This window comes from Miltoncostaea oceani (assembly GCF_018141545.1).
GTDB classification, from domain to species: domain Bacteria; phylum Actinomycetota; class Thermoleophilia; order Miltoncostaeales; family Miltoncostaeaceae; genus Miltoncostaea; species Miltoncostaea oceani.
The window spans coordinates 48,867-66,486 of sequence record NZ_CP064356.1 but is presented as its reverse complement, the minus strand read 5'-3'; the positions used below and the strand labels follow the sequence as shown (position 1 = coordinate 66,486).

The following is a 17,620-nucleotide window of genomic DNA, read 5'->3' as shown; positions in this document are numbered from 1 at the left end:
CCGGATGCGCCTGGTCTGGGTCGTGCCGCGTTACGGCCGCGACGTCGTCGGCGGGGCCGAGACGCTGGTGCGCGCCCTCGCCACCCGGGCGACGCCGCCCGGGTGGACCGTCGAGGTCGCCACCACCTGCGCCCGGGACCACGGCACCTGGGCCAACGAGCTGCCCGCCGGGGCGGAGGTGGTGGACGGGGTGACGGTGCGCCGCTTCCCCGTGAGCCCACGGACCGCCCACCGCTACGACGTCCTGCACGCCGCCGTGCTGGAGGGGCGGGCGACCTACCTCGACGAGGTCGAGTGGCTCGCCCAGAGCGTGTGGTCGGAGGACCTGGAACGGTGGCTCGAGTCGACGCCCCACGACCTCGCGATCCTCTGCCCCTACCTGTTCGGCACGACCATCTGGGGGACGTTCGCCGACGCCGACCGCGCGGCGGTGCTCCCGTGCCTGCACGACGAGCCGTACGCCCACCTCGCGACGGTGCGCCGCATGCTCGGCCGCGCCCGCGGGTGCGTCTTCAACGCCCCCGCCGAGGAGCGCCTCGCCCGCCGGCTCGCGGACGTCCGCGGCGGCGGGGTCGTCGGCATGGGGTTCGACCCGCCGCCCGGCCCGGCGCGACCCGGCTTCGGGGAGGAGCGGGGCCTCGGGGAGTACGTCCTCTACGCGGGGCGCCTGGAGGAGGGCAAGCGGGTCGACGTCGCCGTCGACCACGCCGTCCGCTACGCCCGTGAGCGCCCCGGGGCGCCGCGGCTCGTGCTCATCGGCAGCGGCGGCTACCGCCCACCTGCCGCCGCGGAGGGCGTGGTCACGCGGCTGGGCTACCTGTCGGAGGAGGACAAGCGCGCCGCCTACGCGGGCGCCGTCGCACTCGTGAACCCGTCGCAGCTCGAGAGCCTCTCGATCGTGCTGATGGAGGCCTGGCTGGAGGGGACCCCGGCGCTCGTCGCCGCCGGCTCCGAGGTGATGCGCGACCACTGCGCCGCCTCGGGCGGCGGCCTCGCGTTCGGGACGTACGCCCAGTACCGCGACGCCCTCGACGGCCTGCGCGCCGACCCGGCGGCGGCGCGGGCGATGGGCGCCCGGGGCCGCGAGTACGTGCTCGACGTCTACGGGTGGACGGCCGTCGCGCGGCGCTTCGCCGAGGTCGCGGGGGGGCTCGCGGCGTGACGCGGGTCCACCAGCTCCTCGCGGCCGCCGCGCCCGGTGACGCCGTGACCGGTCAGGCGCTGGCCTGGGCCGACCTGCTGGCCCGGTGGGGCCACACCGGCGACATCGTCGCGGAGCACGTCCACCCCGACCTGGCCGGCCGGGTGCGCCGCCTCGCCGACGTCCGCGACCTGGGCGGGGGGTCGCTGATCCTGCACCTGTCGATCGGCAGCGCGGTCGTCGGGGCCGCGCTGGAGGCCGGCGGGCCGCTCGCGGTCTGCTACCACAACGTCACCCCCGGGCACCTGCTGCGCCCCCACAACCCGGCGCTCGCGGACGACTGCGACCGGGCCCGCGCGATGCTGCCGGGGATCGTGCCGCGCGCCGTCGCGCTCGTCGCCGACTCGACCTTCAACGCACAGGAGCTGGAGGCCGCCGGCGGGGTCGGGGTCGAGGTCGTGCCGCTGCTGCTCGACCTGCCGTCGCCCCCCGACGCGGCGCGTCCCGTCGATGGGCCCCCGTCGGTGATCTCCGTGGGCCGGGTCGTCCCGAACAAGCGCCTCGAGGACGTGATCCGCGCCTTCACGCTGTACCAGCGCGAGCACGCCCCGGACGCGCGGTTGACGCTGGTGGGCGGGGACGGCGGCTTCACCGGGTACCGGGCGGCGCTCGAGCTGCTCGCCACGCGGGTCGGCGCGACCGGGGTGCGGCTGACCGGCTGGGTCGCCGACGACGCCCTCGAGGACGCGTGGGCGGGGGCGCACGCCTACCTCTGCATGTCCGAGCACGAGGGCTTCTGCGCGCCGCTGGTGGAGGCGATGGCCCGCGGCGTGCCGGTGGTGGCGCGCGACGCCGGGGCGATCCGCGAGACGGTCGGCGGGGCCGGCCTGGTGATCGAGCGGGACCTCCCGCTCGCCGCGGAGGCGCTGGCGGAGGTGATCGGCTCGCCCGCCACGCGGAGCGGCCTGGCGCGCGCGGCGCGGCGCCGCCTGGCGGGCCTCGACCACGACGTCGTCGCCGGGCGGTTGCGGGACGCCCTCGCCCCCGTGCTGGATCCGGGCCGCCCGGCGTGAGCGACCGCCTGCGCGTCGCGCTCGTGGTGCAGCGGTACGGGGCCGAGGTGAACGGCGGGGCCGAGGCCCTCGCGCGGCGGGTGGCGGGGCTGATCGACGACGCCGTCGACCTCACCGTCCTCACCACCTGCGCCCTCGACTACCGCACGTGGGAGGACCACTACCCGCCCGGCGAGGACGAGGTGGAAGGGGTCCGGGTGCTGCGGTTCCCGGTGCCCACGCCACGCGACCCCGCGGCGTTCGACGCACTCTCGCCGCGGGCGTACGCCGCCCCCGGCGACGTCGAGCTCGGGCGCCGGTGGATGGCGGCCCAGGGGCCGGTCGCCCCCGGCCTCGCGGCCCACCTCGACGCCGAGCCCTACGACGCGGTGGCCTTCGTCACCTACCTCTACGCCACCACCGCCGACGTCATCACGCGGGTGCGCGACCGGGCCGTGCTCGCCCCGACGCTCCACGACGAGCCGCCCGCCACCCTCCGCGTGTTCGACGAGGTCTTCGACGCCGCCCGGGTGCTGATGTTCAGCACGCCGGAGGAGGCGGAGTTCGCGGCGCGGCGCTTCGGCGTCGGCCCCGACCGGGCGCGGATCGCGGGGGCCGGGCTCGACCCCGCCCCCGCCGCCGACCCGGCGCGCTTCGCCCCCACGGTCGGCGGGCGCCCCTACGCCCTGTACGTCGGCCGGATGGACGGCTCGAAGGGCGTCCCCGCGCTCGTCGAGGCCCACGCGCGGTACCGCCGGGCCCGGCCCGAGGGGCTCGACCTCGTCCTGATGGGCGGCGGCGCGATGGACCTCCCCGCCCACCCGTGGCTGCACCGGACGGGGTTCGTCGGGGAGGAGGTCAAGCACGACGCCACCGCCGGCGCCGCCGTCGTGATCGTCCCCTCCCCCTACGAGAGCCTGTCGTTCAGCCAGCTCGAGGCGTGGAGCCACGGCCGGCCGACCCTCGCGAACGCGGCGTCGCCGGTGCTGGTCGGCCAGTCCCGGCGCTCCGGCGGCGGGCTCTGGTACGACGGGCCGGACGAGTACGCGGTGATGATCGACCTGCTCGCCCGGGCGCGCCCGCTGGCCACCGCCCTCGGGCGCCAGGGCCGCCGCTTCACCGAGCGCGAGTGCAGCTGGGAGCGCCTGCGCGCCCGGTGGCTCTCCGCGCTGCACGAGGCGGCGGGGCGGGAACCTCCCGCCACGGGGCTACACTCGGCCACGTGACGGCCGCACAGATCACCCGCCACGCCCCGCTGTTCCGCAACCTCGCACGCCGCGAGGTGCGCCAGCGCTACAAGGGCTCCGTCCTCGGCCTCGCGTGGGCCCTCGTGACGCCGGCGATCATGGTCGGCGCGTACTCGGTCGTCTTCAAGTTCCTGCTGAAGATCGAGATCCCGAACTACGCCCTGTTCCTGTTCGTCGGGCTGACGGTGTGGACGTTCTTCATGGGCGGGGCGCAGGTCGCGGCACGGAGCCTCGTCGGCAACGCCAGCCTCGTGACGAAGGTGAGCTTCCCCCGCCAGATCGTCCCCCTCGCCGCGATCACCGGCAACGGCTTCACGGCCGCCGCGATGCTCGCCGTCGCGCTGCCGCTCTGCGTCCTGCTCACCGAGGGGGCACGGCTGCCGCTGGTGCTGCTGCCCGTCCTGATCGTGCTGCTCGCGGCGTTCACGATCGGCTTCGGGCTGCTGGTCGCCGCCCTGAACGTCTACTTCCGCGACGTGGAGCACATCCTCGGCGCCGTCGCGATGCCGTGGATCTTCCTCAGCCCGGTCTTCTACTCGTTCGACACCGTCCCCGGCGGCGCCGGGCGCGAGTGGGCGATCGACCTCCTGCACTACGCCAACCCCATCGCCCCGTTCATCCTGACGGTCCAGGACACCCTGTTCTGGGGGCGGTGGCCCGCCCTCGGAGACGTCGTCTACTCCGTCGTCGCGGCCGCGGTGGTGCTCGGGGTCGGCTGGTGGGCGTTCCGGCGCCTGGAGCCCGAGATGGCGGTCGAGCTCTGATGGTGGAGCCCGGGCGCATCCGCATCCGGGGGGTGTCGCGCAGCTTCCGCGTCTTCCACGAGCGCAACCAGACGCTGAAGGAGACGCTGCTGCGACGGCGGCGCGCGGCCTATGAGGAGCGGTGGGTCGTGAAGGACGTCGACCTCGACATCGCCCCCGGGGAGTCCGTCGCGATCGTCGGCGAGAACGGCTCCGGCAAGAGCACCCTCCTGAAGCTGCTCGCCGGCATCGTCCCGCCGAAGGAGGGGACCGTCGAGATCGGCGGCAGCGTCGCGTCGATGCTGGAGCTCGGCGCCGGCTTCCACCCCGACTTCACGGGCCGCGAGAACGTGTTCATGAACGGGACGATCCAGGGGCTCACCGAACGCCAGGTGACCGAGCGCTTCGACGCGATCGTGGCGTTCGCCGAGCTCGCCGACTTCATCGACATGCCGGTCCGGACCTACTCGAGCGGCATGTCGATGCGCCTCGCGTTCGCCATCGCCGCCCACGTCGACCCGGACGTCCTCCTGCTCGACGAGGTGCTGGCCGTCGGCGACGAGGCCTTCCAGCGCAAGTGCTTCGGGCGGATCGCCGACTTCCGGCGCGGCGGCGGGACCCTCGTGTTCGTGTCCCACGACCCCGCCGCGGTGGAGCGCGTCTGCGACCGGGCCCTGCTGCTGCAGGGCGGCCGGGTCACCGACGACGGACCCCCCGGCGACGTTCTCGCCGCCTACCACCGCATGCTGGCGGGCGCCGCGGCGTCGCCGTCGGGGGGGCGGGGGGCGGAGGGCGACGACCCGCGGGTGTGGGGGACCGAGGAGGTGCGGATCTCCGCGTGCGTCCTCGCCGGCCCCGACGGGCCGACCGACCGGTTCCAGTCGGGCGACCCGTTCCGCATCGAGATCGACGTCGAGACCGACGGGCGCGTCGAGACGCCGAACGTCGGCATGTCGATCCACACGATCGAGGGGGTCGCGCTCTACGCGACCAACACCCGCATGGACGCCCTGCCGATCGACCGGATCGAGGGGACGGCGCGGGTCACCTTCGCCATCCCCGCCCTCCCGCTGCACGAGGGGCGCTTCGTGGTGAGCCTCGCGATCGCCTCACACGACGAGTCGGTGATCTACCACTGGCTCGACCGCTGGCTGGAGTTCAGCGTCTTCCAGCGGGCCACCGGTCAGGGACCGGTGGACCTGTCGGGTGCGTGGAGCATCACGGGGGGCGACGGCGTCCCCGCGGGCTCCGCGCCGCCTCAGGCGCTCGGGTCCACGTAGCGGCGGTCGCCGGTGTGCGGGCGGTGGCCGCCGCCCGCGAGCGAGAAGTTCGGCGCCCGCACCGGGACGCGGTCCTCCGGCAGGAAGGCGCCGGCGAGGTCGTCGCGCACGAAGAAGGCGTTGACCCCGGCGAGGTCGGTGTGGACGAACCGGTAGCCCCTACGCCGCCCCAGCGCCCGCAGCGCCCCGAGCGACGAGCCGAAGTAGTCGGTCTCGTCCCAGCTCATCGGGGGTTCGAGGGGCTGCACCAGCTCGGACCCCGGCGGCAGGTGGGCGTTGTACTCGACGACCACGAGGCGGGGGCGCATGTCGAGCGCCCTCCAGATCCAGTAGTCGATGCCGTCGACGTCGATGGACAGGACGGCGGGGCCGTCGGGGAACCCGGCGTCGCGGATGAGCTGCGCGACGTTGCCGGGGCCGACCGCCGCGTTCACGGTCCGCACGCCGGCGTGGTGGGCGTACTTGCCCGACAGCCGGGCGAACGCGGCGGGGTCGCTCTCCATGAAGAGGCCGGGCCACCCGAGGACGTCGGCGAGGAAGACGCAGTTGCCCTCCGTGCCGCCCTCGATGCCGAACTCCACGAACGAGGGGGCGCCGCCGTCGCCGATGCGGCGGAGGATCGCCTCGATGACGCCGTCCTCGCCGTTCTGGGAGAAGACCTTCAGCTCGTGGCGGGTCAGGTCCTCGGGCACGGGATCCCCGGCGCCGGGCCGCCCGTGGGCGGCGTAGCGGTCGCCGAGGGCGGCCAGGGCCAGGTAGGTGACCCGGCGGTCGCTCACCCCCGCGTCGCGCCCCCCGCGCCCGAGAGCCGCTCGAGGTCGGCGTCGACCATCATCCGGACGAGGCCCTCGAAGTCGACGGAGGGCTCCCAGCCGAGCTTCTCCTTCGCCTTCGCGGGGTCGCCGACGAGCAGGTCGACCTCGGCGGGGCGGATCAGGGAGGGGTCGGTGCGGACGTGGGCGTCGCGGTCGAGCCCGGCGTGGTCGAAGGCGAGCTGCACGAGGCGCTCCACCGTGTGCGTCTCGCCGGTCGCGACGACGTAGTCCTCCGGCTCGTCCTGCTGCAGCATCCGCCACATCGCGTCGACGTAGTCCCCCGCGAAGCCCCAGTCGCGGCGGGCGTCGAGGTTGCCGAGGGTCAGGTGGTCGTCGAGGCCCATCTTGATCCGGGCGACCCCGTTGGTGACCTTGCGGGTCACGAACTCCAGGCCGCGGCGGGGGGACTCGTGGTTGAAGAGGATCCCCGAGCACGCGAAGAGGTCGTACGACTCGCGGTAGTTCACGGTGATGTAGTGGCCGTAGACCTTCGCGACCCCGTAGGGGCTGCGCGGGTAGAACGGCGTGTCCTCGCTCTGCGGGGTCTCCAGCACGCGGCCGAACATCTCGCTCGACGACGCCTGGTAGAAGCGGATCGCCGGGTTCACCTGGCGGATCGCCTCGAGGAGCCGCGTGACGCCCACCGCGGTGAACTCCGCCGTCAGCACCGGCTGCGTCCACGACGTCGGCACGAACGACTGGGCGGCGAGGTTGTAGACCTCGTCGGGCTCGGCCTGCTGCAGCGCCGCCGTCAGCGACGGCTGGTCGAGCAGGTCGGCCTGGGCGAAGTGCAGGCGGTCGCGGAGGTGCTCGATCCGCTCGTACGACTCGGTCGACGCGCGGCGCACGACGCCCCACACCTCGTACCCCTTGTCGAGCAGGAGCTCGGCCAGGTACGAGCCGTCCTGACCCGTGATGCCGGTGATGAGGGCGCGGGGCACGGTCTACTCCTCGTCGTCGCGGGACACCCGCTCACGCCACCAGTCGAGCGTGTCGGAGAGGGTGGTCTCCAGGGGGATCTCGGGGGTCCATCCGGTCGCATCCCGGAGGCGGTCCGGCGAACCATAGAGGTCGGGTTGCTCGCCCTCGCGGCGCAGGCCCTCGTGGGAGGTGAACGCCACCGGGATGCGGGCGAGGGGGGCGAGGCCCTCGATGATCTCCCGGACCGGCGTCGACCGGCCGCCGCACGCCAGGTACACCTGGTCGGGGTCGGCGCGCTCCAGCAGCAGCACGTAGGCGCGCACCATGTCGCGGACGTCCACGAAGTCGCGGCGGGTGTCCAGGTTCCCCACCGTGACCTCGACGCGCGGCAGGCCGTCGCGCTCCGCCCGGGCGATCTGGCGGGCGATGTTCGGCAGCACGAAGCGGGCGTCCTGCCCCGGGCCGATGTGGTTGAAGGCCCGCACCCGCACCGCGTGGACGCCGTAGGCGGCGCGGTACTGCCCGGCGGCGAGGTCGGCGGCGGCCTTCGACGCCCCGTAGGGCGACACCGGGTCGAACGGGGTGTGCTCCGTGACGGGGAGCGCATCGACGGGGACGCGGCCGTAGATCTCCCCGCTCGTCACGACGAGGGCCGTCGTGCGCGGCGCCTCGGTGCGGAGGGCCTCCAGCACCGAGAGGGTGCCGCCGAGGTTGACGTCCCAGGTGCCGAGCGGGTCGCCGAACGAACGACCCACCGACGAGGCCCCCGCCAGGTGGACGAGCCCCTCCGGCGCGACGCGACGCAGGAGGGCGGCGACCTGCGCGGGGTCGGCGAGGTCGGCGGCGTGGGCGCGGACCCCACGGACGACGGCGTCCTCGCGTCCGGGCCGCACCAGCGCGTGCACCTCGTGGCCGAGTGCGGTGCAGCAGGTGGACAGGTGCCGTCCGGCGAATCCGGTGGCGCCGGTGATGAGGACCCTCACGGGCGGTGAGGCTACCAAGGGCGTCCCCGCCGGCAGGTCATGGGCGATTCGTATGAATACGGGGACGTGGTTGCCGAGCGGACGGGGGGCGCACTACTGTCATCCGATGGATCTCGTCCGACGGGCCGTCTCGGCCTGCCTCCTCGCGCTCGCGCTGCTCGCGGTCGCCGTCCCGGCCCAGGCCGCGGACGGGCGTTCCGTGACGGAGGAGATCTTCCGCGACTACGCCCTCGACCGGGTCATCGACGGCCACTACGGCGCGTCGGACCTCGAGGCGACGCTCGACCTCGCCCGCGACGACCCGGCCTTCCGGGAGTTCGCCGACGCGGTGCAGGAGACGTACGACCGCGACATGCTCGGCCTGTCGACCGACCCCGACCCGCAGCCGTTCGCGGCGGAGCGCAGCGGCGACGCCCTGCTGCTGCCCGAGCCGTCCCTGCCGGGTGAGCGCGACCAGCCGCCGTGGCCGTTCCTGGCCCTGACCGCCCTCGCGGGGGCGCTGGTCCTGACGGGGGCGGGCAGCTCCATCCTGCGACGCGCCCGCCGTTGAGCACGGGGTTCGCGGGGACCGCCGGCTACATCGCGGGTGACGAGCTCCGGGCGGCCGTCGACGTGGCCGTGGCGCTGGAGCGGCCGCTGCTGGTGCGGGGCGAGCCGGGGACGGGCAAGACGCTGCTGGCGGAGGCGATCGCCGAGGCGCTCGGGATGGAGCTGCTGGTGTGGGGCGTCAAGTCCACCACCCGCGCCCAGGACGGGCTCTACGTCTACGACACCGTCCAGCGCCTCTACGACAGCCAGTTCGGCGAGGGCGACCCGTCGGACATCGCCCGCTACATCCGCCTCGGGCGCCTCGGCGAGGCGTTCGCGTCGCCCACCCGGGTGGTGCTGCTGATCGACGAGGTCGACAAGGCCGACCTCGAGTTCCCGAACGACCTGCTGTGGGAGCTCGACCGGATGAGCTTCCACATCCCCGAGACGGGGCGGACCGTCGCCGCGGTGCAGCGCCCCGTGGTGGTGGTGACGTCGAACGCCGAGAAGGAGCTGCCGGACGCGTTCCTGCGCCGGTGCGTCTTCCACTACATCGCGTTCCCCGGCCCGGAGGAGCTCGAGGCGATCGTCCGGGTCCACCACCCGGACCTCGACGAGTCGCTCCTCGCCGCCGCCCTCGAGGCGTTCTACGTGCTGCGGTCGTTCGAGGGCCTGCAGAAGCGCCCGAGCACCAGCGAGCTGATCGACTGGGTCCAGGCCCTCGTCATCGGCGGCGTCCCCGCCGAGCGGGTCGTGGCGGAGCTGCCGTTCCTCGGCGTGGTCCTGAAGACGCCCCTCGACGTCGAGATGGCGCGCCGGCACCTCGCCGTCCGGGCGCGGCGGGTCCCCCGGGGCACGTAATCTTCGAGGGTCTCTTCCACGGCCTGCGCGCCCGGGGGGTGCCCGTGGCGGTGGACGAATGGCTCGCGTTCCAGGGGGCGCTCGGGCGCGGCCTCGCCGACTCGAGCCTGCACCGCCTGTACCTGCTGGCCCGCGCGATGCTGGTGAAGTCGGAGCGCCACTACGACGACTACGACCTCGCCTTCGCGGACTACCTGTCGGGCCTGGAGCGCACCGGCGACGAGATCACCGACGCGGTGTGGGAGTGGCTCGACGCGAACCCGGGGGCCCTCACCCCGACGGGGGAGCAGCGGGCCCGGCTCGAGGCGGCGCTCGGGCGGCTCGACCTCGACGACCTGCGGGCACGCCTCGCGGAGCGGCTCGCGAACCAGGACGGCGCCCACCACGGCGGCTCGAAGCACATCGGGACGGGCGGCACGTCGCCGTTCGGGCACTCGGGGTGGCACCCGGGCGGCATCCGGATCGGGGGGGCGAGCGGGCACCGCACCGCGGCGCAGGTGGCGGCGGAGCGGCGGTTCCGCGACCACCGCACCGACGCGGTCATCGGGGTGCGGGAGATGGGCGTCGCCCTGCGGCGGCTGCGGCGCCTCACGACCCGCCTCGACGGTCCCGCGACGGAGCTCGATGTGGCGGACACGATCGACGCGACCGCCGACGCGGCGGGGCGGCTGAGCCTGCGGTTCCGCCGGCCGCGGCGCAACGCCGTCCGGGTGCTGCTGCTGCTCGACGTGGGCGGGTCGATGGACGCCCACGCGGAGCTGGTGGGGCGGCTGTTCAGCGCGGTGCACCAGAACGGCCGCTTCCGGGACCTGACGGTCCGCTACTTCCACAACTGCGTCTACGACCGCCTGTACGCGTCGGCGCGGATGCTGCCGTCGCAGTCGGAGGCGACCCTCGACGTGCTGGCGCGGACGAGCCCGGACCACAAGCTCGTGGTGGTGGGGGACGCGTGCATGGCCCCGAGCGAGCTGACGATGGTGGGCGGGGCGATCGACTGGTACCAGCACAACGAGGAGCCGGGCTGGACGTGGCTGGAGCGGCTCGCGTCGCGGCACCCGGCGCGGGCGTGGCTGAACCCGGTCCCGGCGGAGTGGTGGCCGGGGGTCCACGGCGCCCGGACCCTCGCGGCCGTCCGGACCCTCTTCCCGATGCACGAGCTGTCGGTCGACGGCCTCGGCGCCGCCGTCGAGGACCTGATGGCCGCCTGACGCAGGGACCCTCGTCGCGGGAGGGCCGGGTAGGCTGTCCCGGCCAGCCGATCGCACAACGAGGTCCACCGATGTCGCAGCCCAACTACTCGCTGACCGTCCGCGCCACCATCCCGGCGCGCGTGGGGATGCTCGGCCGCGTGATGGCCGCGATCGGGGACGCGGGCGGGCAGGTGGGCGGCGTGGACATCGTGCGCTCCGGCAAGGAGAGCGTGACCCGCGACATCGCGGTGTACGCCCGCGACGAGGCGCACGGCGCCGAGGTCACCCGCGCCGTCGGGGGCGTCGAGGGCGTCACCGTCGAGTCGAGCGTCGACCGGGTCTTCCTCGCCCACGCCGGCGGGAAGGTGGGGATGCAGAACCGGGTGCCGGTCGCGACCCGCGACGACCTGTCGATGGCCTACACCCCGGGCGTCGCCCGTGTCTGCATGGCGATCCACCACGACTTCGAGCAGGCCTGGGAGTACACGATCAAGGGCAACAGCGTCATGGTCGTGAGCGACGGCTCGTCCGTCGTCGGCCAGGGCGACCTCGGCCCGGAGGCGTCGCTGCCGGCGCTGGAGGCGAAGGCCGCGCTGCTGCGCCGCCTCGCGGCGATCGACGCGTTCCCGCTGCCCGTCGACCTGCGCGACCCCGCGGAGATCGCGGAGGCCGTGGTCCTGTGCTCGTCGGTGTTCGCCGGCATCCACCTGAGCGACATCGCCGCGCCCCGGTGCTTCGAGGTGCAGCGCCTCATCCAGGAGCGCCTCGACATCCCGGTCTTCCACGAGGACCAGCAGGGCACCGCGGCCGCGGTGCTGGCCGCCCTCACCAACGGCCTCGGCATCGTCGGCACCCCCCTCTCCGAGGCGACCGTGGTGGTGGCGGGCCTCGGCCCCGGCGGGCAGGCCGTCGTGCGGCTCCTCGTCGCCGCCGGCGTCGGCACCGTCGTCGCCTGCGACAGCAAGGGCGCCGTCCACGCGGGGCGCGGCGACCTCGACGACGAGGGCCTCACCTGGATCGCGGAGAACACGAACGCCGCGGGCCTCTCCGGCCCGGTCACGGAGGTCCTGGCGGGCGCCCACGCGTTCGTCGGCCTGTCGGCGCCCGGCCTGCTGTCGGCGGACGCGGTGCGCGCGATGGCGCCCGACCCCGTCGTGCTGGCGCTGGCGATGCCCGACCCGGAGCTGCTGCCCGAGGAGGCCGCCGGCGTCGCCCGCGTCTACGCGACGGGCCGGCCGGACGTGCCGAACCAGATCAACTCGGGCCTCGCGTCCCCCGGCATCTGGCGGGGCGCGCTCGACTGCCGCGCGACGGAGATCAACGTGGAGATGACCCTCGCCGCCGCGGAGGCGATCGCCGCGACCGCCGCCGAGGACGGGGGCGTGTCCGAGGTCAACGTGGTGCCGTCGATCTTCAGCCAGCGGCTCGTGCCGAACGTCGCCGCCGCCGTCCGCGCCGCCGCGGAGCGGACCGGGGTCGCGCGGATCACGGCGGGGGCCGCGGCCCCGACCTCCTGATCGTCCGTCCCCGCGCCATCGCGGCGGCGGTCCTCGCCGACGCCGCGGGGATCGTCCTCTTCGCGGCCCTGGGCCGCGCGAGCCACGACGAGGGCTCGGCCGTCGCGGGCACGCTGGAGGTCGCCGCCCCGTTCCTGATCGGGGCGGCCGCCGGGTGGGCCGTCGCGCGGGGGGGGCGGGCGCCCGTCGCCCTCACCACCGGCGTCGCCGCCTGGGCGGGCGCGCTGACGGCGGGGATGGCGCTCCGCGGGCTCGTGTTCGACCGCGGCACCGCCCCGTCGTTCGTGGTGGTCGCGGCGATCGTGCTGGGCGTCCTCCTCCTCGGGTGGCGCCTGGCCGTGCGGGTCGTCGAGCGGCGGAGGGGCGCGGCGCGGGTCTGACGGGCGGACCCCGCCCGTGAGCGACCCTGGCCACGGGGCCCGGGCCGGTCGTAGGCTCGCCCCACGGCAATGGAGGCGGAGGGGGTCTCAGATGCTCCTGGCACGCGTCACCATCGGCGACTTCGACCGGTTCTGGTCCACGTTCACCACGGCGGGCGCCGAGCACCGGCGCACGTACGGCTCCTCGGGGGCCAGGGTGTTCCGGAACCTCGACCAGCCGGACGAGGTGATCGTCCTGTTCGACTGGTCCCGCGACGACTACCGGCGGTTCATGGACGACCCGGAGACGCCGCGCGTCATGGCGGCGGCCGGCCTCGCCGGGCCGCCGCAGACGATCGAGGTGGAGGCGGTGGGCGAGACGGACGCCTAGTGCGGCGCCCCGGTCCGGCCCGGCGGACCTAGCGGAGCAGCGTCCGTCGCAGGCGCCGGGCCGGGAAGGGGAACGCCGCGAGGAGGATCGCGAGGAGGGCGCCGACGTGGACGAGGGTCCACCCGTCCGCCCCGCCGAGGGTCAGGTCGCGGGTCGCCGCGACCAGGTGCGAGAGGGGCAGGCACCAGCCGACCACCTGGGCCCAGTCGGGGAGTCCCGAGAACGGGAAGAAGACCCCGCCGAACAGGAACATCGGCGTCAGCAGCCCCGTGAAGAGGATGTTGAAGTGCTCGATGCTCGACACCATCGACGTGTACGCCATCCCCAGCACCGCGAACGTCAGCGCGCCGATGACGAACACCGGGGGCAGCAGCAGCGCCATCGGCGAGTGGATCAGGCCGAACGCCGCCATCACGATCAGGAAGACGATCCCGTAGACCACCGCCCGGGTCGCGGCCCACAGGTACTCGCCCACCACCACGTCCGCGAGGGACAGCGGCGTCGTGACGACCGCCTCCACCACCCGCCGCACGTGGATGCGGACGAACGAGTTGTACGTCGTCTCGATGATCGCCCCGAACATCACCGTGCTCGCCGCCACGCCCGGGGCGATGAAGTCGACGTAGTCGACGCCCTCCACCGTCGTGAGGTACGTCCCGAGGCCGAGGCCCATGATCGCCAGGTACGCGATCGCCTCGAGGAAGCGCGGCGTGAGGCTCGTCAGGAGGGTCTTGCGCCCCACCGTCGCGTTGCGCGACCACATGTGCACGGCCCCGCGGGGCCAGAACGCGTAGGCGGCGGCGACCCGGCCCGCCGCGCTCACAGCGCGTCGATGGCGGCCTCGAAGTCGGAGGCCATGCCGGTGTGGCCGTGCTTCAGGCTCTGGTCGATGCCCGTCAGGTACGCGTCGGCGGCCTCGTCGACCCGGCCGAGCGCCGTGAGGGCCTCCGCGAGGCGCCCCCACGCGTTGCCCTCGTCCTCCGCCAGGTCGAGGTACGCCCGCAGCTGCTCCACGGCGTCCTCCCACCGCTCCGCCCGGAGCAGCTCGTTCGCGTAGGCGAAGCGGGCGCGCGCCACCGTCGGGTCCTCGGCGACCAGCCGCGCGAAGTAGTCGATGCGGTCCTGCACACCGGCCACGGTACAGGCGGTGGGCGGGCGGCGACCCCCTCCCACGCGACATGATCCGGAGGCGCGCCAACCGGCCGGAGCCGTACCGATCGTCACATTGATGCGGGGTCCGGGAGCCGTTGGTAGCGTGCACGACGGGAACGTCCCGCGCTCTGCCGATCCCCACGCTCCGAGAGAGGCCCGTGGAGCTCTCCGACTACCTGCCGATCCTGATCTACTTCGCCGGCGGCCTGGCCGTGGCCGGTGCGATCTTCTCGTTGAGCAAGGTCGTCAAGAGCAAGCCGAACCCCGCCAAGATCCTGCCGTACGAGAGCGGGATCCTCCCCGGGGCGCCCACGCGGCAGCGGTTCTCGATCGACTTCTACCTCACGGCGATGCTGTTCATCGTCTTCGACATCGAGCTCGCGTTTCTCTACCCGATCGCGGTGACGCTCCGCGACGACGGCGTGCTCGGCCTGGTGGTCCTCCTGGTCTTCGTCTTCACCGTCGTGGAGGCGCTGGTCTACATCTGGAAGAAGGGGGCGCTCGAATGGCGCTGATCCCACCTCCCGGCAGCCCCATCGAGCGGGCGCCGCGGACCGATCCGGACATCGACCGCGACCTCCGCGAGATCCAGGAGGCCGAGTTCGAGAAGAGCCTCATGCTCACCACGTTCGACAAGGCGCTCGCCTGGGCGCGCTCCTCGTCGATCTGGCCCGCCACCTTCGGCCTCGCCTGCTGCGCGATCGAGATGATGCACACCGCCACCCCGCGGTACGACATCGCCCGCTTCGGCGCCGAGGTGTTCCGCGCCTCGCCGCGCCAGGCCGACCTCCTCATCGTCTCCGGCCGCGTCGCCCAGAAGATGGCCCCCGTGCTGCGCCGCATCTACGACCAGATGCTGGAGCCCAAGTGGGTCATCTCCATGGGCGCCTGCGCCTCGACCGGCGGGGTGTTCAACAACTACGCCCTCGTGCAGGGCGTCGACAAGGTCGTCCCCGTCGACGTCTACGTGCCCGGCTGCCCGCCGCGCCCCGAGGGCCTCATCGAGGGCATCCTCGTCCTCCAGAGGAAGATCGGCGCGAACGGCCTGGCCACCGCCTCCGACCTGCGGCGCGAGCGCGCGGGCTCGGGTGCCGGGTGAGCGAGGTGCGCGCGACGATCGAGTCCGCCGTCGCGGGCTCGGTCATCGACGAGGTCAGCCACGCCGGCGAGCTCACCATCGAGATCGCCCCCGAGCGGCTGCTCGAGGTCGCCCGCTTCGTGAAGGGGCCGCCCCTCGCGTGCGTGCTGCTGTCCGACGTCAACTGCGCGGACATCATCGAGGACCCCCGGCGCTTCCGCGTCGCGTACCACCTCTTCTCGCTCGAGACCGGCGCGCGCCTGCGGCTGCGCTGCTGGGCCGTCCCCGGCGACGACGACCGGCCCGAGCTCGACTCGGTCACCTCCGTCTGGGCCACGGCCAACTGGCACGAGCGCGAGGTGTACGACATGTTCGGCGTCCGCTTCCGCAACCACCCCGACCTGGCCCGCATCCTCATGCCCCTCGACTGGGAGGGCCACCCGCTGCGGCGTGACTACCCGCTCGGCGGCGAGGAGGTCCAGTTCACCGATGCGGTCTAGGACGGGGACGCCATGAGCACCGACATCGCCGGCGAGGGCATCCCCGTCGAGGCCGAGGCGCGCGAGGCGCTCGAGGCCGCCCGCCGCGAGGGCCGCGGCCTCACCGAGACCGAGCGCGCGATCGCGGGCGCCGAGGCGATGACGCCGCAGGAGGCGCTCGCCACGCTCGAGGCGACCACCGAGTCCGACCCCGGCTCGCGGCAGCCGATGATCATCAACCTCGGCCCGCAGCACCCCTCCACCCACGGCGTGCTGCGCCTCGTCACCGAGCTCGACGGCGAGGTCATCCGCGACATCCACCCGGTGATCGGCTACCTGCACACCGGCATCGAGAAGCAGTGCGAGAACAAGACGTACTGGCAGGCCATCACGCTCGTCACGCGGATGGACTACCTGGCGTCGTACTTCAACATCCACGCGTACACGATGTCGGTGGAGAAGCTCCTCGAGCTCGAGGTGCCCGACCGCGCGCAGTACATCCGCGTGATCATGTGCGAGCTGAACCGCATCACGAGCCACCTCGTCTGGCTCGGCACCAGCGGCCTCGAGCTCGGCGCGCTGACCGTCATGTTCTACACGTACCGCGAGCGCGAGAAGGCCCTCGACCTCGGCGAGATGATCGCCGGCGAGCGCATGAACACCCGGTTCTTCCAGGTGGGCGGCTGCGCCGACGACATGCCCCCCGGCTTCGAGCAGCGCCTCCGCGCGTTCATCGACGAGATGCCGGCGCGCATCGACGAGTACGAGGGGCTCCTCTCCGAGAACCCGATCTGGATCGACCGCACCCGCGGCGTCGGGGTGCTCCCCGCCGACCAGCTCATCGACCTCGGCGTCACCGGGCCCGCCCTGCGCGCCGCCGGCGTCGACCTCGACCTGCGCAAGACGACGCCGTACTCGGGGTACGAGCACTTCGACTTCCAGGTCCCGCTCGGCGCGACCGGCGACGCCTACGACCGGTACACCGTCCGCATCCGCGAGATGCGCGAGTCGGTCCGGATCATCGGGCAGGCCCTCGACGGCATGCCGGAGGGCCGCCACATCGCCGACGACCGCAAGGTCGTGCTGCCGCCCCGCGGCGAGCTCTCCACCTCGATGGAGGCGCTCATCCACCACTTCAAGCTCGTCACCGAGGGCTTCCGGGTGCCGGAGGGCGAGGCCTACACCGCCGTCGAGAGCCCCCGCGGCGAGCTCGGCTGCTACGTCGTCGCCGACGGCTCGCCGAAGCCCCGCCGCGTGCACATGCGCGACCCCAGCTTCGTGAACCTTCAGGCGCTCCGGCCGATGGCGAAGGGCGCCTACCTCGCGGACCTGATCACGATGATCGGCTCGCTGGACAACGTCATGGGAGGCGTCGACCGGTGACCGCCGACGAGATCCGGGGCCACATCGACCCCATCCGCCACGAGTACGGCGACGGGAAGTCGCTCATCCTCCCCGCGCTGAAGTTCGCCCAGACCGAGAAGGGCCACCTCACGCGCGAGGACCTCGAGGCCGTCGCCGAGGCGACCGGGTACTCGCCCGCCTACGTCGAGAGCGTCGCCTCGTTCTACGACCGCATCTACCTCCGCCCCACGGGCGAGCGGGTCGTGTCGGTCTGCGTGACGCTGTCCTGCATGCTCCGCGGCGCGGACGAGCTCTTCGAGCACCTCTGCGACCACGAGGGCGTCTCCCACCACGGGGGCACCAGCGAGGACGGCGCGATCACCATCCAGGAGGCCCAGTGCCTGGGCTACTGCGACCGCGCGCCCTGCGTGCAGGTCGACGCGGAGGAGACCCAGGGGCCGCTGTCGCCCGCCGACGGCGCGGCCCTGCTCGACCAGCTCCGCAGCAGCCCCCGGCCCGAGCGTCTCTGGAGATAGCGG

21 protein-coding genes are annotated in these 17,620 nt (G+C 73.8%); 16 read left to right on the top strand and 5 right to left on the bottom strand.

The features are described from left to right. Positions 1-4 precede the first annotated feature (4 nt). The 5 genes from IU369_RS00325 to IU369_RS00305 are packed head-to-tail and all read left to right on the top strand — an operon-like array spanning position 5 to position 5,463. On the top strand, positions 5-1,162 hold the full coding sequence (locus IU369_RS00325; protein ID WP_217922569.1) for a glycosyltransferase family 4 protein: 1,158 nt from the start codon (positions 5-7) through the stop codon (positions 1,160-1,162). After that, a complete protein-coding gene (locus IU369_RS00320; protein WP_217922568.1) occupies positions 1,159-2,214 on the top strand; it encodes a glycosyltransferase family 4 protein in 1,056 nt (351 codons plus the stop codon). The genes IU369_RS00325 and IU369_RS00320 overlap by 4 nt, the downstream gene beginning before the upstream one ends. Further along, a complete protein-coding gene (locus IU369_RS00315) occupies positions 2,211-3,419 on the top strand; it encodes a glycosyltransferase family 4 protein (protein WP_217922567.1) in 1,209 nt (402 codons plus the stop codon). The genes IU369_RS00320 and IU369_RS00315 overlap by 4 nt, the downstream gene beginning before the upstream one ends. Continuing rightward, positions 3,416-4,204 carry an ABC transporter permease gene (locus tag IU369_RS00310; RefSeq protein WP_217922566.1) on the top strand — a complete coding sequence of 263 codons (789 nt, stop codon included), beginning with the start codon at positions 3,416-3,418 and terminating at the stop codon, positions 4,202-4,204. The genes IU369_RS00315 and IU369_RS00310 overlap by 4 nt, the downstream gene beginning before the upstream one ends. Continuing rightward, positions 4,204-5,463, top strand: coding sequence for an ABC transporter ATP-binding protein (locus IU369_RS00305; RefSeq protein ID WP_217922565.1), 1,260 nt, complete (start codon positions 4,204-4,206; stop codon positions 5,461-5,463). Before IU369_RS00310 ends, IU369_RS00305 begins: the two co-directional genes overlap by 1 nt. Here IU369_RS00305 and IU369_RS00300 read toward each other — a convergent pair. From IU369_RS00300 to IU369_RS00290, 3 genes are read right to left on the bottom strand one after another with little or no spacing between them, the layout of a single operon-like run. After that, positions 5,442-6,242 carry a hypothetical protein gene (locus tag IU369_RS00300; protein ID WP_217922564.1) on the bottom strand — a complete coding sequence of 267 codons (801 nt, stop codon included), beginning with the start codon at positions 6,240-6,242 and terminating at the stop codon, positions 5,442-5,444. The two genes, IU369_RS00305 and IU369_RS00300, sit on opposite strands and share 22 nt — an antisense overlap. Beyond that, positions 6,239-7,219 carry a GDP-mannose 4,6-dehydratase gene (gmd, locus tag IU369_RS00295; RefSeq protein WP_217922563.1) on the bottom strand — a complete coding sequence of 327 codons (981 nt, stop codon included), beginning with the start codon at positions 7,217-7,219 and terminating at the stop codon, positions 6,239-6,241. Before gmd ends, IU369_RS00300 begins: the two co-directional genes overlap by 4 nt. A gap of 3 nt (positions 7,220-7,222) precedes the next feature. Continuing rightward, positions 7,223-8,182 carry a GDP-mannose 4,6-dehydratase gene (locus IU369_RS00290; protein ID WP_217922562.1) on the bottom strand — a complete coding sequence of 320 codons (960 nt, stop codon included), beginning with the start codon at positions 8,180-8,182 and terminating at the stop codon, positions 7,223-7,225. Positions 8,183-8,288: 106 nt separating this feature from the next. Between IU369_RS00290 and IU369_RS00285 the strand changes: the two genes are divergently transcribed. The 6 genes from IU369_RS00285 (at position 8,289) to IU369_RS00260 (ending at position 13,028) form a co-directional block, all read left to right on the top strand. Then, positions 8,289-8,732 carry a hypothetical protein gene (locus IU369_RS00285; protein ID WP_217922561.1) on the top strand — a complete coding sequence of 148 codons (444 nt, stop codon included), beginning with the start codon at positions 8,289-8,291 and terminating at the stop codon, positions 8,730-8,732. Further along, complete coding sequence (locus tag IU369_RS00280) at positions 8,729-9,571, top strand: AAA family ATPase (RefSeq protein WP_217922560.1); 843 nt, start codon at positions 8,729-8,731, stop codon at positions 9,569-9,571. The genes IU369_RS00285 and IU369_RS00280 overlap by 4 nt, the downstream gene beginning before the upstream one ends. A gap of 44 nt (positions 9,572-9,615) precedes the next feature. Continuing rightward, on the top strand, positions 9,616-10,779 hold the full coding sequence (locus IU369_RS00275; RefSeq protein ID WP_217922559.1) for a VWA domain-containing protein: 1,164 nt from the start codon (positions 9,616-9,618) through the stop codon (positions 10,777-10,779). A gap of 71 nt (positions 10,780-10,850) precedes the next feature. Further along, a complete protein-coding gene (locus tag IU369_RS00270) occupies positions 10,851-12,278 on the top strand; it encodes an NAD-dependent malic enzyme (RefSeq protein ID WP_217922558.1) in 1,428 nt (475 codons plus the stop codon). After that, positions 12,275-12,658, top strand: a complete 384-nt coding sequence (locus tag IU369_RS00265) for a DUF3054 domain-containing protein (RefSeq protein ID WP_217924315.1) — start codon at positions 12,275-12,277, stop codon at positions 12,656-12,658. Before IU369_RS00270 ends, IU369_RS00265 begins: the two co-directional genes overlap by 4 nt. Before the next feature lie 91 nt (positions 12,659-12,749). Beyond that, on the top strand, positions 12,750-13,028 hold the full coding sequence (locus tag IU369_RS00260; protein WP_217922557.1) for a hypothetical protein: 279 nt from the start codon (positions 12,750-12,752) through the stop codon (positions 13,026-13,028). A 28-nt stretch (positions 13,029-13,056) separates the two neighbouring features. Here IU369_RS00260 and IU369_RS00255 read toward each other — a convergent pair whose 3' ends face one another. Both IU369_RS00255 and IU369_RS00250 read right to left on the bottom strand, forming a co-directional pair. After that, positions 13,057-13,851, bottom strand: a complete 795-nt coding sequence (locus tag IU369_RS00255) for an ABC transporter permease (protein ID WP_217922556.1) — start codon at positions 13,849-13,851, stop codon at positions 13,057-13,059. Then, the gene (locus IU369_RS00250) at positions 13,848-14,156 is read right to left on the bottom strand and encodes a tetratricopeptide repeat protein (protein ID WP_217922555.1); all 309 of its coding nucleotides are present in this window, start codon (positions 14,154-14,156) and stop codon (positions 13,848-13,850) included. Before IU369_RS00250 ends, IU369_RS00255 begins: the two co-directional genes overlap by 4 nt. A 182-nt stretch (positions 14,157-14,338) precedes the next feature. Here IU369_RS00250 and IU369_RS00245 point away from each other — a divergent pair, with 182 nt between their 5' ends. The 5 genes from IU369_RS00245 (at position 14,339) to IU369_RS00225 (ending at position 17,617) form a co-directional block, all read left to right on the top strand. After that, entirely contained in the window at positions 14,339-14,695 is a 357-nt protein-coding gene (locus IU369_RS00245; protein WP_217922554.1) for an NADH-quinone oxidoreductase subunit A, read from the top strand. A 101-nt stretch (positions 14,696-14,796) separates the two neighbouring features. After that, the gene (locus IU369_RS00240; RefSeq protein WP_246551574.1) at positions 14,797-15,279 is read left to right on the top strand and encodes an NADH-quinone oxidoreductase subunit B; all 483 of its coding nucleotides are present in this window, start codon (positions 14,797-14,799) and stop codon (positions 15,277-15,279) included. Beyond that, on the top strand, positions 15,276-15,758 hold the full coding sequence (locus IU369_RS00235) for an NADH-quinone oxidoreductase subunit C (RefSeq protein ID WP_217922552.1): 483 nt from the start codon (positions 15,276-15,278) through the stop codon (positions 15,756-15,758). Before IU369_RS00240 ends, IU369_RS00235 begins: the two co-directional genes overlap by 4 nt. 138 nt (positions 15,759-15,896) lie before the next feature. Beyond that, positions 15,897-17,120, top strand: a complete 1,224-nt coding sequence (gene nuoD / locus IU369_RS00230) for an NADH dehydrogenase (quinone) subunit D (protein WP_343233262.1) — start codon at positions 15,897-15,899, stop codon at positions 17,118-17,120. Next, a complete protein-coding gene (locus IU369_RS00225; RefSeq protein WP_217922550.1) occupies positions 17,117-17,617 on the top strand; it encodes an NADH-quinone oxidoreductase subunit NuoE family protein in 501 nt (166 codons plus the stop codon). Before nuoD ends, IU369_RS00225 begins: the two co-directional genes overlap by 4 nt. Positions 17,618-17,620: the final 3 nt, after the last annotated feature.